This window comes from Pseudomonas gorinensis, assembly GCF_042015035.1.
Classification (GTDB): Bacteria; Pseudomonadota; Gammaproteobacteria; order Pseudomonadales; family Pseudomonadaceae; genus Aquipseudomonas; species Aquipseudomonas gorinensis.
In genome coordinates this window covers 5526818-5540379 of the sequence record NZ_CP167125.1, presented here as the reverse complement: position 1 = coordinate 5540379, position 13562 = coordinate 5526818, and the positions used below count along the sequence as shown (strand labels likewise).

Annotated in this window: 10 protein-coding genes; 3 read left to right on the top strand and 7 right to left on the bottom strand. The window is 62.7% G+C overall.

Going from position 1 to position 13562, the window contains the following annotated elements; genetic code table 11:
* Window positions 1–7 precede the first annotated feature (7 nt).
* The 7 genes from AB7933_RS25010 to AB7933_RS24980 form a co-directional block, all read right to left on the bottom strand.
* On the bottom strand, window positions 8–2716 hold the full coding sequence (locus AB7933_RS25010) for a nitrate reductase (protein ID WP_024076871.1): 2709 nt from the start codon (window positions 2714–2716) through the stop codon (window positions 8–10).
* Window positions 2716–3033, bottom strand: a complete 318-nt coding sequence (gene nirD, locus AB7933_RS25005; protein ID WP_024076870.1) for a nitrite reductase small subunit NirD — start codon at window positions 3031–3033, stop codon at window positions 2716–2718. Before nirD ends, AB7933_RS25010 begins: the two co-directional genes overlap by 1 nt.
* The gene (gene nirB, locus AB7933_RS25000; protein ID WP_024076869.1) at window positions 3030–5483 is read right to left on the bottom strand and encodes a nitrite reductase large subunit NirB; all 2454 of its coding nucleotides are present in this window, start codon (window positions 5481–5483) and stop codon (window positions 3030–3032) included. The genes nirD and nirB overlap by 4 nt, the downstream gene beginning before the upstream one ends.
* Before the next feature lie 298 nt (window positions 5484–5781).
* A complete protein-coding gene (locus AB7933_RS24995; protein ID WP_024076868.1) occupies window positions 5782–7449 on the bottom strand; it encodes a bifunctional protein-serine/threonine kinase/phosphatase in 1668 nt (555 codons plus the stop codon).
* Window positions 7449–8660 carry a nitrate/nitrite transporter gene (locus AB7933_RS24990; protein WP_041160996.1) on the bottom strand — a complete coding sequence of 404 codons (1212 nt, stop codon included), beginning with the start codon at window positions 8658–8660 and terminating at the stop codon, window positions 7449–7451. Before AB7933_RS24990 ends, AB7933_RS24995 begins: the two co-directional genes overlap by 1 nt.
* A gap of 210 nt (window positions 8661–8870) precedes the next feature.
* Window positions 8871–9446, bottom strand: a complete 576-nt coding sequence (locus tag AB7933_RS24985; protein ID WP_024076866.1) for an ANTAR domain-containing response regulator — start codon at window positions 9444–9446, stop codon at window positions 8871–8873.
* 13 nt (window positions 9447–9459) lie between these two features.
* Window positions 9460–10686: a CmpA/NrtA family ABC transporter substrate-binding protein gene (locus AB7933_RS24980; RefSeq protein ID WP_024076865.1), complete on the bottom strand. Its 1227-nt coding sequence runs from the start codon at window positions 10684–10686 to the stop codon at window positions 9460–9462.
* Window positions 10687–10934: 248 nt separating this feature from the next.
* Between AB7933_RS24980 and sctC the strand changes: the two genes are divergently transcribed.
* From sctC to AB7933_RS24965, 3 genes are all read left to right on the top strand, one after another.
* Window positions 10935–12494, top strand: a complete 1560-nt coding sequence (gene sctC / locus AB7933_RS24975; RefSeq protein ID WP_024076864.1) for a type III secretion system outer membrane ring subunit SctC — start codon at window positions 10935–10937, stop codon at window positions 12492–12494.
* 167 nt (window positions 12495–12661) lie between these two features.
* Window positions 12662–13066, top strand: a complete 405-nt coding sequence (locus AB7933_RS24970) for a winged helix-turn-helix domain-containing protein (RefSeq protein ID WP_024076863.1) — start codon at window positions 12662–12664, stop codon at window positions 13064–13066.
* A complete protein-coding gene (locus tag AB7933_RS24965; RefSeq protein ID WP_024076862.1) occupies window positions 13059–13520 on the top strand; it encodes a transglycosylase SLT domain-containing protein in 462 nt (153 codons plus the stop codon). Before AB7933_RS24970 ends, AB7933_RS24965 begins: the two co-directional genes overlap by 8 nt.
* Window positions 13521–13562: the final 42 nt, after the last annotated feature.

Genomic DNA, 13562 nt, shown 5'->3' with positions numbered 1-13562 from the left:
GTTGCCCTCACACACTGATTGCGATTGGCTGCGGGTTGCTGGCCAATAGACGTTTGATTTCCGGTACACAGGAACCACATTGCGTGCCGCAGCCCAGTTCCTGTTTGAGCCCCTCCAGGGCCAGGCCCCGGGCAATGCCGGCATACACCGCGTTTTCGCTGACGTTCTTGCAGTTGCACAGGATCTTGCTGCTCGCCGCCGCGCCGCCGGGTGCTGCGCTTAAGGGCGCCAACAGCCAGCGCCGCAACTGATCGTCGGTGCGACCTTCCAGCCACAGGCTTTGCAGCCAGTGGCGGGCCAGGGTTTCACCCGCCAGGCGCACCGCCGTAATACGGCCTTTCTCGATCTTTACCCGCTTGCCGATGGAGCGACGTGGGTCGTCGTAGGCCATCACCGGTCCGTCATGCAGGCCCAGCAGTTGGTCGATACGGGTCAACAGTTGCAGGTCGGGTGCCTCGGTATGTGCCGCGCGTACCAGCAACGCTGGCCGTTCACGGCCGGCCAGGCTCAGGCTGACGTAGGCAAAGCCCTCGCACAGTGGGCGCAAGGCTTCGAAGTGTTGCTGAACATCGCCTTCGATCAGTGCAAACAACTGCCACGGCAGTTGCACGGCTTCCAGGCGTACGCCGCTGTGCTTGAGTTCCGGCTGTTTGGATAACGGATCGAATGCTGGCTGGGTGAGGCCATTGACGCCGCCCTTGAGAAAACGATCGCCCCAGTGCATGGGCAGGAAGGCTTGGCCGGGACGCACACTGTCATCGCTGCTGACCGCGACGATCAGGTGGCCACGACGGCTTTTCAGGTTGACCAGGTCACCGTCCTTGAAACGATGCCGGCGCAGTTCGTCCGGGTGCAGGCTGAGCCGCGCCTCACTGACGTGACCGAACAATTGCGCGGCGGTGCCGGTGCGGCTCATGCCATGCCATTGGTCGCGCAGGCGTCCGGTGATCAGGGTCAGGGGGAAGCGTGCGTCACGCTGCTCCTTGGCTGCTCGATAAGGATCGGCGATAAAGTGTGCGCGGCCATTGTCGGTCGGGAAGAGCCCATCGGTGTACAGGCGCGGTGTTCCAGCCTGGGCGCCCAGGGGAAATGGCCACTGCTGCGGGCCGATCTGGTCGAGCAGGGCATGGCTGATACCCGACAGGTCCAAGTCACGGTCGCGGGTCAGCAGCTTGTACTCGTCAAAGAGCTGCGCCGGTTGCTCGAAGGCGAACAGGCTGTTCAAGCCAGGGCGCAGACGACGCTCCAGACGCTGTGCGAAATCCACGGTAATCGCCCAGTCCGCACGTGCTTCACCCGGTGGGGCAATGGCCTGGCGCACATGGGAAATACGCCGTTCGGAATTGGTCACCGTGCCTTCTTTTTCGCCCCAACTGGCGGCGGGTAACAGCAGGTCGGCATAGGCGGCGGTTTCGGTGGTACGAAACGCCTCCTGCAACACTACAAACGGGCAGGCTGCCAGGGCCGCGTGCACGTTGTTCTGGTCTGGCAGCGATTGCGCAGGGTTGGTACAGGCAATCCACAGGGCCTTGATCTTGCCCGCCTGCACCTGTTCAAACAGTTCGATGGCAGTGAGGCCAGGGGTAGCCGGTAATTGCTCCACGCCCCAATACGCGGCCACTTCAGCCCGATGCTCTGGGTTGGCGGCCTCCCGATGCCCGGGCAGCAGGTTGGACAAGCTGCCCGTCTCGCGGCCGCCCATGGCGTTTGGCTGGCCGGTCAACGAGAACGGCCCGCAACCTGGGCGGCCGAGGGTTCCGGTCGCCAGGTGCAGATTGATCAGCGCGCTGTTTTTCGCACTGCCGGCGGTGGACTGGTTGAGCCCCATGCACCACAGCGATAAAAAGCTGCTGGAGGTGCCTACCCATTCGGCACACAGGCGTAATTGCTCGACGCTGATACCGCACAACTGCGTGACCATCTGTGGCGTGTAGTCGTGCACCAGGCGTTTGAGTGCGGCCAGGCCGTCGGTGTGGGCCTGGATAAAATCACGGTCGATCCAGTCTTCCCACAGCAGCAGGTGCAAAATCCCGTGGAAGAGCGCCACGTCTGTGCCCGGCAGGATCGCCAGGTGCAGGTCAGCCAAATCACAGGTATCTGTGCGGCGCGGGTCGATCACCACGACTTTCATCTGCGGCCGCCGTGCCTTGGCCTCTTCCAGGCGTCGGAACAGTACCGGGTGGGCGTAGGCCATATTGCTGCCGACGATCATCACGCAGTCGCTGCATTCGAGATCTTCATAGCTGCATGGCGGCGCATCGGCGCCCAGGCTGCGCTTGTAGCCGACCACCGCCGAGGACATGCACAGCCGCGAGTTGCTATCGATATTGTTGGTGCCGACCAGGGCCCGGGCCAGCTTGTTGAAGCTGTAGTAATCCTCGGTCAGCAACTGCCCGGAGATGTAGAAGGCCACGCTGTCGGGCCCGTGTTCGGCGATGGTCTCGGCGAATACGTTGGCCGCATGTTCCAGGGCGGTGTCCCAACTGGCGCGGGTGCGGGCCAGGCCCTTGCCCAGGCGCAACTCCGGGTACAAGGCGCGGGCGCTGAGGTCGCCGGTCAAATGCAGGCTGGCGCCTTTACTGCACAGCTTGCCGAAGTTGGCCGGGTGGCTGGGGTCGCCTTGCACGCCGAGGATCTGTTCGCCGTCATGCTCGATCAGCACGCCGCACCCCACCCCGCAGTAACAGCAGGTGGACGCGGTGGTCTGGCGGTTCATCAACCGGCGTCCCGCAGGGCCAGCATCACCCGGCCGTTTTCCACACGGGCGGGATGATGATGGGCGCAGCCGATATCCGGCGCCAGGGCTTCGCCGGACGCCAGGTCAATCTGCCAGTTGTGCAGCGGGCAGGCCACGCGTTTGCCGTAGATCAGGCCTTGGGACAGCGGGCCGCCCTTGTGCGGGCAGCGGTCGTCGAGGGCAAAGACTTCGTCGTCGCTGGTACGAAAAATCGCGATGTCGCCTTTGGGCCCATTGATGATGCGCGAGCCCAGGGTGTTGATCTCGTCGAGGGCACAGATATCCAACCAGTTCATGCCGGCACCTCCAGTTGTTTGACGGGGATGACCTCGAACTCCTTTTTCAGCAGCGGCTGTTCCAGGCGTTCTTTCCACGGGTCCTGTTCGAACGACAGGGAGAATTGCAGGCGCTCATTGAGGGCCTTGCGCCGGGCCGGGTCTTCCAGTACGGCTTTCTTGATGTGGTCCATGCCCACCCGTTGCAGGTAGTGCACGGTGCGTTCCAGGTAAAAGGCCTCTTCGCGGTACAGCTGCAGGAACGCGCCGTTGTATTCGCGCACTTCCTCGGCGGTCTTGAGCTTGACGAAGAACTCGGCGACTTCGGTCTTGATCCCGCCGTTGCCACCGATGTACATCTCCCAGCCGGAGTCCACACCGATAATGCCGACGTCCTTGATACCGGCTTCCGAGCAATTGCGTGGGCAACCGGACACCGCCAGCTTCACCTTATGCGGCGACCACATGTTGAACAGGTCATGCTCCAGTTCGATTCCCAGTTGTGTGGAGTTCTGCGTGCCGAAGCGACAGAACTCACTGCCGACGCAGGTCTTCACAGTGCGGATGGATTTGCCGTAGGCGTGGCCGGACGGCATGTCGAGGTCCTTCCACACGCCGGGCAAGTCCTGCTTCTTGATGCCCAGCAGGTCGATGCGCTGGCCGCCGGTGACCTTGACCATCGGCACGTTGTACTTGTCGGCCACGTCGGCGATGCGCCGCAGTTCCGAAGGATTGGTCACACCGCCCCACATCCGTGGGACGACGGAGTAGGTGCCGTCTTTCTGAATATTGGCGTGGGCCCGTTCGTTGATCAGGCGCGATTGCGGATCGTCCTTGGCTTCACCCGGCCAGGTGGAAATCAGGTAGTAGTTCAGCGCCGGGCGGCAGGTGGCGCAGCCGTTGGGGGTGCGCCAGTTCAGGTAGCCCATGGTGCCGGCGATGGTCAGCAAGTGCTGTTCGCGGATGGCCTGGCGGATTTGCCCGTGGTTGAGGTCGCTGCAACCGCAGATGGCTTTTTCGCTCTTGGGTTTGACATCGGCGGCACCGCCCACGGTGTTGATCAGGATCTGTTCCACCAACCCGGCGCAGGAACCGCAGGAGCTGGCGGCCTTGGTGTGTTTTTTTACCTCGTCGACGCTGAACAGCCCGTGCTCCTGGATAGCCTTGACGATGGTGCCCTTGCACACGCCATTGCAGCCGCAGACTTCGGCGTTGTCGGCCATGCTCATGGCTTTGTCCTGGCCTTGATGGCCGACGTCACCCAGGGCGTTTTCGCCGAACATCAGGTGGTCGCGGATCTCGCCAATTGCGTGGTTCTCACGGATTTGTCGGAAATACCAACCGCCGTCGGCGGTGTCGCCGTACAGGCAGGCGCCGACGAGGATGTCGTCCTTGATCACCAGCTTCTTGTAAACGCCGCCAATCGGATCGGAGAGGGTGATGGTCTCGGTGCCTTCGCCGCCCATGAAGTCGCCAGCGGAGAACAGGTCGATGCCGGTGACCTTCAGCTTGGTCGAAGTCACCGAGCCCTTGTAGGTGGCAAAGCCCAGTTGGGCCAGATGGTTGGCACACACCTTGGCCTGCTCGAACAGTGGCGCTACCAGGCCATAGGCAATCCCGCGATGGCTGGCGCATTCGCCGATCGCGTAGATGCGTGGGTCGTAGGTTTGCATCGTGTCGTTGACCAGAATCCCACGGTTGCAGGGGATGCCGGATTTTTCCGCGAGTTCGGTATTGGGCCGGATGCCGGCGGCCATCACCACCAGGTCCGCGGGGATGATGTCGCCATTCTTGAATTGCACCGAGCCGACCCGGCCATTGCCGGCGTCGTGCAGGGCCTGGGTCTGTTCGCACAGGCGAAATACCAGGCCACGGCTTTCCAATTCGGTTTGCAGCAGTTGGCCGCTGGTCTTGTCCAACTGGCGTTCCAGCAGCCATTCGCCGAGGTGCACCACGGTCACGTGCATGCCGCGCAGCATCAGGCCGTTGGCGGCTTCCAGGCCGAGCAGGCCGCCGCCGATCACCACGGCGTGCTTGTGGGTCTTGGCGGTCTCGATCATCGCCTGGGTGTCGGCGATGTCGCGGTAGCCGATCACACCCTGCAGGGTGTTGCCCGGAATGGGCAGGATAAACGGTGTGGAACCGGTGGCGATCAGCAGGCGATCGTACTCGGCCTCGGTCCCGTCTTCGGCAATGACCTTGCGTTTGACCCGGTCGATTTGCACCACTTTGCGGTTGAGCAGCAGCTTGACGTGGTTGTCCAGGTACCAGTCGAGGTCGTTGAGTACGATCTCTTCGAAGGTTTGCTCACCGGCCAGCACCGGCGAGAGCAGGATGCGGTTGTAGTTGGTGTGGGGCTCGGCGCCGAACACGGTGATGTCGTACAGCTCGTTGCTCAGCTTGAGCAGTTCTTCCAGGGTGCGGACCCCGGCCATGCCGTTGCCGATCATCACTAATTTGAGTTTTTTCATATCGTTCTCCGCATGGGTTCGACCCATCACGCGCAAACAAAAAAAGGCGTCCCCGCTAGTTACCTAGCGAGGACGCCTTTGTCCTGGTCCCGTTCTCTCGGGAAGCTCGACCCTTCGACGTTGAAGGTGCGGCTATATGTTGGGTGTTGGGAAAGCTAATGCAGTGGTTGTGCCAAGTTGCATGACCCTCGCATTTATTGGCTCAATCGCTCTTCATTCCCTGTTTTTTCGCACCATTTGAACGCGCGCTGCCCACATCTGGCGCATGGTCAGGCTGTAGGCGCAAGCACGCTCGTTCCTACAGGTACAGCGTGTAGAGCAGCACCAGGTTGATCAGCAGTGAGACCAGCGCCAGGGTCCGCCAGACCTTCAGGGGTTCGCGCTCCAGCAGCGGGCGTGGTCGCACGCTGAGTTCGTGGCGGTCGGCCTGTTCCAGCACCAGCAACCATTCTTCGGCGGTTTCGTAGCGCTGGGTGGGATCGGCGGCCACGGCCCGTTCCAGGCTGTGGGGCAGCCAGTCCGGCAAATCGGGACGATAGCGACTGGCGCTGACCGGCAAGTTGAACCTTGGCCGTTGGAAGGCTTCGATTTCGCCGTAGGGATAATGCCCGGTCAGCAGGTAATACAGGCTGACGCCAACACTGTACAAATCTTGTTGCGCCGTAGGACGTTCGCCATTAAATGCCTCGGGTGCAATAAAGCTCGGGGTACCGGGCAGCAGGTGGGCGCGGTCTTCGGACAGGCCCGGACAGTAGGCCAGGCCGAAATCCAGCACACGCAACTCGGCGTCGTCGCCCAGCAGCAGGTTTTCCGGCTTGATGTCGCGGTGCAGGATTTGTCGGCGGTGCAGCAGGCCCACCGCGCGCAACAACCGTTCAGCGATGGACTGCCATTGCGCCAAGGGTAATGGGCCTTGGTGCTGGAACAGTTCGGCGAGGGTTTGCCCTGGGTATTCACGCATCACGTAGTACAAATGCTGACGCCCGCTGGCGGGGTGGACTTCAGGAAACGCGCGCCCGGCCACTCGGCGTAGAAACCACTCCTCCGAGAGCAGGGCTTGGCCGGCGTCGCTGTCGTCGTCGCGGCTCAGGGGCAGGGTCTTGAGCAGCCAGGGTTGCTGCTGGGCATCGCGGACCCGGTACAGTAAGGACTGACGGCTCTGCGCCAGCACGCATTCCACCTGCCAGCCTTCAAAGTGTTGGCCAACCTTGAGCGGCGGCGGCAGTGGCCATTGCTGCAACTGCACCAGGGCGTCGCCGAGGGTGGCTGCGCCCCGTTGATCGATGCGCACCAGCAGGGCGCTGGCATTGTCCTGGCTACCCGCCAGGTGTGCGGCGTTGACCAGGGTGGTCACCGCGAGGTCGAGGTCGGTCTGCTCGCGCAGGATCGCACGGATGCTGTGGTCGCCTAGGGTGGCCCATACGCCATCGCTGAGCAGCAGGAAACATTCGCCCTCACGCAGTTCGCCATCGAGGAAGTCCAGCACCAGGTGTTGATCCAGGCCGAGGGCGCGCTTGAGCACGTGCTGCATGCCCGGTTGTTCCCACACGTGGTCCGCGCTGATGCGCAGCAGTTCATCGTCCAGCCAGCGATATACCCGGCAATCGCCGACATGCGCCAGCGTAAAGCGCTGGCCGCGAAACACCAGGGCGCTGAGAGTGGTCAGCAGCGGCTGGCCGCCGCCATTGGCTTGCAGCCAGCGATTCTGTGCGAGCAATAAACGTTCGAGTGCCTGGGCCACGCCCCAGGTTTGCGGCGTGGCGTAGTAGTCCAGGGCCAGGGCCTGCAAGGTCGAGCGCGCGGCCAGGCCACCGTCGGCGCACTGGCTGACACCGTCGGCCAGCGCGCACAGGTAGCCCTTGCTCGCGGCCAGTTCCGCCACGGGGGTGACCACGCGCAGGGCATCCTGGTTTTCGGCGCGGGGGCCGATGGCGCTGGCCTGGGCGACGCTCAGTTGCAGGCTCATCAGACGCGTGCGGCGGTCACGGCGGCCGAACCCCAGGTGGTTCTCCAACGCCGCTTGACGCCGTGCAGGCCGAACCAGGCCAGCACGCCCAGGCTGGCGAACAACCACAAGGCCAGTTGATAGCTGCCGGTGCTCTGCTTGATGGCGCCCATGCCCGCCGCCAGCGCGAAGCCGCCGATACCGCCGGCCATGCCGATCAGGCCGGTCATCACGCCAATTTCACGCCGGAAGCGCTGGGGCACCAGTTGGAACACTGCGCCATTGCCGGCACCCAGGCCGAGCATGGTGCAGACGAACAAGGCCAGTGCCGCGTAGGAGCTGGGCAGGTTGAAACCCACTGCCGCGATGCAGATTGCCGCCACGCTGTACATGCCCAGCAGGGTGCGAATCCCGCCGAAACGGTCTGCCAGCGCGCCGCCCAGCGGGCGCATCAGGCTGCCGCCAAACACGCAGGCGGCGGTGTAGTAACCGGCGGTCACCGGGCTCAGGCCGTACTGGTCGTTGAAGTAGCCGGGCAGGGCGCTGGCCAGGCCGATAAAGCCGCCGAAGGTCACGCTGTAGAAGAACATGAACCACCAACTGTCGCGGTCACCCAGGGCCTTGAAGTAGTCACTCATGGACTTGGCTTTCGGGCGTTCAGGCGCATTGCGCGCGAGCCAGGCGAAGACGATCAGGGTCAGGATCAACGGGATCAGGGCGAAGCCGAACACATTGCTCCAGCCAAACGCGGCGGCCAGTACCGGTGCCAGCAGGGCTGCAAACACGGTACCGGAGTTGCCGGCTCCCGCGATGCCCATCGCTTTGCCCTGGTGTTCGGCCGGATACCACTGGGAGGCCAGGGGCAGGGCGACGGCAAAGGACGCACCGGCCATACCGAGGAACAGCCCCAGCAGCAACGCTTGTTCGTAGCTGTGGATTCCCACTTTCCAGGCGATGAACAACGCCGCGATCACAATCACCTGGCCGATCAGCCCGGCGGTCTTGGGCGACAGCTTGTCGGCCAGCATGCCCATCAGGAAGCGCAGCACCGCGCCCGCCAGGATCGGCGTCGCGACTACCAGGCCGCGCTGTTGGGTGGTCAGGTGCAGGTCGGCGGCAATCTGCACCGCCAGGGGGCCCAGCAGGTACCAGACCATGAAGCTCAGGTCGAAATACAGGAACGCGGCAAACAGGGTCGGGGTGTGCCCGGATTTCCAGAAGCTTGATTTCATCACGCACCTCAACGGTTGGGAGTCTTGTAAGAAGGCCTGGTGATGGAACAGCCGGCTAAGGCCGCCCCACCGGCCCCATGCACTGGGGCCAAAACGAAAAAACGCCGCCACCGGGTTCGCGAGGGCAAACCGGATGTGCGACGTCTTTGTCGTGGAGGGGCAACCGCCGTTGGTTACCTGTGAAGATTCTTTAGCAAGAGATGAGCCAGGTCAGCCGAGCAGCTCGCTCATGGCGATGATCTGCTCCGCCACCTGGATCAGTTTCTGCTGGCGGCTCATGGCCTGGCGGCGCATCAGGGTGTAGGCCTCTTCCTCGTTGCAGGCCTTCATTTTCATCAGCAGGCCCTTGGCCAGTTCGATGCGCTTGCGCTCGGCCAACTGCTGGTCGCGGGCGTGCAACTGGGCGCGCAGGGCCTGGTCGCTTTCGAAGCGTGCCATGGCCACGTCGAGGATGGGCTGCAGGCGCTGGGCCTGGATGCCTTCAACGATGTACGCACTGACGCCGGATTTGATCGCCTGGCGCATCACACTGGGGTCGTGCTCGTCGGTAAACATGACGATGGGCCGGGGTTGGTCGCGGCTGACCAGCACCACTTGCTCCATGACATCGCGGCCGGGTGACTCGGTATCGATCAGGATCACATCCGGACGCACCGTTTCGACGCGCGCGGGCAGGTCGATGGTCAGGCCGGACTCGTCGATCACCTCGAAACCGGCCTCTATCAGTGCCGCCTTGAGGCGCCCGACCTTGCGCGGGGTGTCGTTGATCAACAGGATTCGCAACATATCAGTCCTCCTGTCAGCGCAGGGCTTGGCGGCTGGCGTGGTCGGCCATGGCATGCAGGCGGAAGCTGCGGGCATAGGCGACGGGGTCGGCGCCGTCCCAGATCTTGCCGTCGATCAATTGGCTGCTGCGCATGTCCTGGTCCCTGGCAGGCAACCCAAGTGCCGCGGCGGCCTGGCGATAGAGCGCCAGTTGCTGGACCTGCCGCGCCACGCCGAGGTAGTCCGGGTCTTCGCGCAACAGGCCCCAGCGACGAAATTGGGTCATGAACCACATGCCGTCGGACAGATACGGCAGGTTCACTGCTCCATCGGCAAAGAACCGCAGCGCATGGGGGTCTTGCCACTGGTTACCGAGGCCATCGTCGTAGTGACCCAGCAGGCGCGGCTCGATGCAGTCGAGCGGGGCGTCGAGGTACTCGCGGGCGCTGAGCAACTGAGCGGTGGAGCGACGGTTCTCGGTGCTTTGCTCGATAAAACGACTGGCTTCAAGGATCGCCATGACCAGCACGCGGGCGGTATTGGGGTATTGGTCGACAAAGGCTTGGGTGCAGCCGAGGACTTTTTCCGGATGATTGGGCCAGATTGCCTGGCTGGTCGCCAGGGTGAAGCCTTGGTTTTGCTTGACTGCGCTGGCGCTCCAGGGTTCGCCGACACAGAAGCCGTCGATACGCCCGGCCTGCAGGTGCGCGACCATTTGCGGTGGCGGTACCACCACGCTCTCCACATCCTGCAACGGGTGAATGCCTTGGCTCGCCAGCCAGTAATACAGCCACATCGCATGGGTACCGGTGGGAAAGGTCTGGGCGAAGGTCAACGGTGTTCGGCTTTGGTGCACGTGGCGATCCAGCGCCTCAGGAGTGACCACGCCTTGCTGTTGCAGGCCGTGGGACAGGTTGATGCTCTGGCCATTCTGGTTCAGCCCCATCAGCACCGCCATGTCGGTCGGGGCGGTGCCGCCAATGCCCAGGTGCACGGCATAGATCAGGCCATACAGGCCGTGGGCAGCGTCCAGTTCGCCGCTGACCAGTTTGTCGCGCAGGCTGGCCCATGACGACTGACGCTTGAGGTTCAGCGTCAAACCATAGGGTTGGGCGAACCCCTGGGTTGCCGCAACCACCAGCGAGGCGCAGTCGGTCAAGGCCATGAAGCCCAGGTCGAGGCTGCTCTTTTCCGGGGCGTCACTGCCGCTGACCCAGGCCAGAGGGTCTTTTATCGGGCTGCTGCCTACCGAATCGTTCATCAGTGCCTACCTTTTCGTTCAAAAAAAAACGTCGTCCCTTCAGATGGCGGTGTAGGCCATTGCAGGTAACGACGCCTTTGTCCGTAAGCCCGCTCCGTCGTTGGCGCGTGCTCTGATGCAGAGTGCAAAGCAAGGCACATGCCACGGGGCGACAGGCGCCGTTCGCCGTCAACTTTTCATCAAGATTGAAACCCGGCCGGCTTTCAGTATGGCTGACTCTTTACGCCAGACCGCCCAGGAATCCCACGGTGTACGCTGACTTATCCGCAACCACGACCGTTCATTGGCCTTGCCGCTGGCTGCTATGCGCTGTACTGATGCTGGGCTGCGCGTCTGCGTGGGGGGAGACCTACCAGGCACAGGATGAAAGCCTGCACACGTTTTTTACCGCGTTGTCCGTGCCCTTCGGCCTGCCTATCGTCGTCAGCCGGGAGGCCGCCCGCCGACGCATCAGCGGCACCTACGACTTCGGCAACGCGCGGCAGGTCCTGGAGGCGGTTGCCCGGCAATACGGCCTGATCTGGCACAGCGATGGCCAGGTGCTGCACCTCTACGACGCCGGCGAGGCGAAAAGTTCGGCAGTGGCGCTGCGGCATATTTCCGTTGAAAAGTTGACTGGGCTCATGCGCCGTTCGGGCCTGGATGATTCGCGTCACCCCCTGCGACAGAGCGGGGAGCGGATGTTCTATGTGACCGGGCCGTCGAACTATGTGGACCAGGTGTTGCGGCTCGCGCAAACGCTGGACCGGCCGCAGGCTGATTTGCGCGTGGGCCCCCACACATTCGGTGTGGTGCAGGTGTTCAACACCCACGTGGCTGACCGTCGGTACGCCATGGGCGATGACCACGTGAATGTGCCGGGGGTGGCGTCGATGATCGAGACCCTGTTGGCCAACGAGCGCAGGCGTAACCCGCAACCAGCGAATGACATGCTGGCTGACAAGAGCCTTTCGGTATTTGCGTACCCGGATACCAACAGCCTGTTGATCAAGGGCACCCCTGCCCAGGTGCGTTTTATCGAACGACTCGTCGCGGAACTGGATATGCCCAAGCGGGCCATCGAGGTGTCGTTGTGGCTGGTGGACGTGGACAGCGAGGAACTCAGGAAGATGAAGATGGGCTGGCCTGACGAGGCCAACCCTTCAGCCGCGGCGACGCGAGTGCTGGAGCCTTCTGAAGATAATCGCTTCATGGCGTTGGTCACTGCGCTGGAGCGTCGACGGCGGGCCAGGGTGGTGACACTGCCCGTGATATTGGCCCAGGAAAATGTTCCCGCCGTATTCCAGGACAACCAGACTTTTTACCTGCCACGACCTGGAGAAGACGGTGGCGACTGGCAGCCCGTTCGGTACGGCACCCAGGTCAGCGTGTTGCCGCGCTTCACCCATGGCAATGAAATCGAGATGCAGATCAACGCTGTCGATGGTCAGCAACTGGGCAAGGGCCGGAACCGTAAACAATCGCCTGTGGTGGGGAATGTGGGCATCAGCACGGTGATTCGGGTACCTCAGGGCCGGCGCCTGTGGATAGGGGGCTTTCAGCGTGATGCCGAGTCCTTGGCGCGGGGCAAGGTGGCAAGCCGTGGAGGCGAGGTGCGCCTATTCGTGATCCAGGCTCGGGCGGTAGGTCATGAGCCGAGAACACTCAACGGCGCCGTGGGGCCGCCCCTCCTGACCCAGGCTCAATACGAGCGCGTGCAACGTGCGTTCGTTCGGCCTGTCGCAAAGCCCTTCAATGATCGTCAGCCCACAGGCGGATCGATCGAAGGGGAGCGGCATGAGGTTTATCTCGACAGTGATGCTCAGTGAGGGGTGATGAAGAAACGTCTTACGCATGGTCTCCCACAAAGCCTCGGATGTATGGGGTTTTTCCTAGCGTGGTTCGACCGCCAGATTTCTATAGTCATGTCTCTCGTGGTTTGGCCGGCACTGGCAATGAGGACCGTCAATGTCAGTAGTCGGATGCAGAGGTATGTATGACCGTCTTGAGTGAGCGAATGACGACGGCAACCCTGTTTTTTGCGCGCTGGACCCTTCACGGTGATGGCCGGTTGACCGGTGACGGCGTGGATATTCAATTGCCACCCAAGGAATGGCACGTGCTGCGGCTGCTGCTGGTTTCCGGCGGCGAACTGATGACCAAGGATCGGCTTCTGGAGCTGGCATGGCCCCATGGGGAAGTTGCGGAGGAGTCGTTGACCCGTTGCATCTATTCCTTGCGTAAGCACCTCAGGGCGGACAAGGGTTTCATCAAGACGATCTATGGCAGGGGCTATCGTTTCACCTGTGCCGTGAGTATCGAGGAGCATGAGCCGCGCCGGGCCGGGCAGGGGCGCGCGGGCCGCATATGTTCGGCCTGCGGCCAGGTGAGTCATGGGTAAACCCTGGTACACCGGCCTGTTGCTGGCGGTGCTGGCGTGGAGCAATGAGGCACTGGCTTACTGTTGGGAAGAGGTGGCAGCCCGCTATGACATCGAAGCTGAATTGCTGCAGGCCATTGCAGCGGTGGAGTCGGGGTACCGCGCGCATGCGATGAATTACAGCAACAGCAATGGCACCCGCGATATCGGTTTGATGCAGATCAACAGTATTCATTTGCCGCGCCTGCTCAAGCAAGGCATTACCGAAGAGCGCCTGTTGAGTGAACCTTGCCTTTCGGTGGAGGTGGGTGCGTCCATTCTTGCGCAGTTCATCGAGCGCTTTGGCTACAACTGGACGGCCGTGGGTTCCTACAATGTGGGGGCGGGGATGGGGCCCGAGCGGGAAGCGTTGCGCATGCGCTATGCCGAAAAGATCTGGGCGCGCTATGAGGAGCTGGTGGCGTTGCGCAACTGACGATTGGGCGGCACGCCTCGCATGCTGCCCATCACCCCGGCT

Excerpts from the sequence above, each read along its gene's own strand:
- AB7933_RS25010 (WP_024076871.1), bottom strand. The coding sequence starts at position 2,716 with ATGAACCGCCAGACCACCGCGTCCACCTGCTGTTACTGCGGGGTGGGG.
- nirD (WP_024076870.1), bottom strand. The coding sequence starts at position 3,033 with ATGAACTGGTTGGATATCTGTGCCCTCGACGAGATCAACACCCTGGGC.
- nirB (WP_024076869.1), bottom strand. The coding sequence starts at position 5,483 with ATGAAAAAACTCAAATTAGTGATGATCGGCAACGGCATGGCCGGGGTC.
- AB7933_RS24995 (WP_024076868.1), bottom strand. The coding sequence starts at position 7,449 with ATGAGCCTGCAACTGAGCGTCGCCCAGGCCAGCGCCATCGGCCCCCGC.
- AB7933_RS24990 (WP_041160996.1), bottom strand. The coding sequence starts at position 8,660 with ATGAAATCAAGCTTCTGGAAATCCGGGCACACCCCGACCCTGTTTGCC.
- AB7933_RS24985 (WP_024076866.1), bottom strand. The coding sequence starts at position 9,446 with ATGTTGCGAATCCTGTTGATCAACGACACCCCGCGCAAGGTCGGGCGC.
- AB7933_RS24980 (WP_024076865.1), bottom strand. The coding sequence starts at position 10,686 with ATGAACGATTCGGTAGGCAGCAGCCCGATAAAAGACCCTCTGGCCTGG.
- AB7933_RS24970 (WP_024076863.1), top strand. The coding sequence starts at position 12,662 with ATGACCGTCTTGAGTGAGCGAATGACGACGGCAACCCTGTTTTTTGCG.
- AB7933_RS24965 (WP_024076862.1), top strand. The coding sequence starts at position 13,059 with ATGGGTAAACCCTGGTACACCGGCCTGTTGCTGGCGGTGCTGGCGTGG.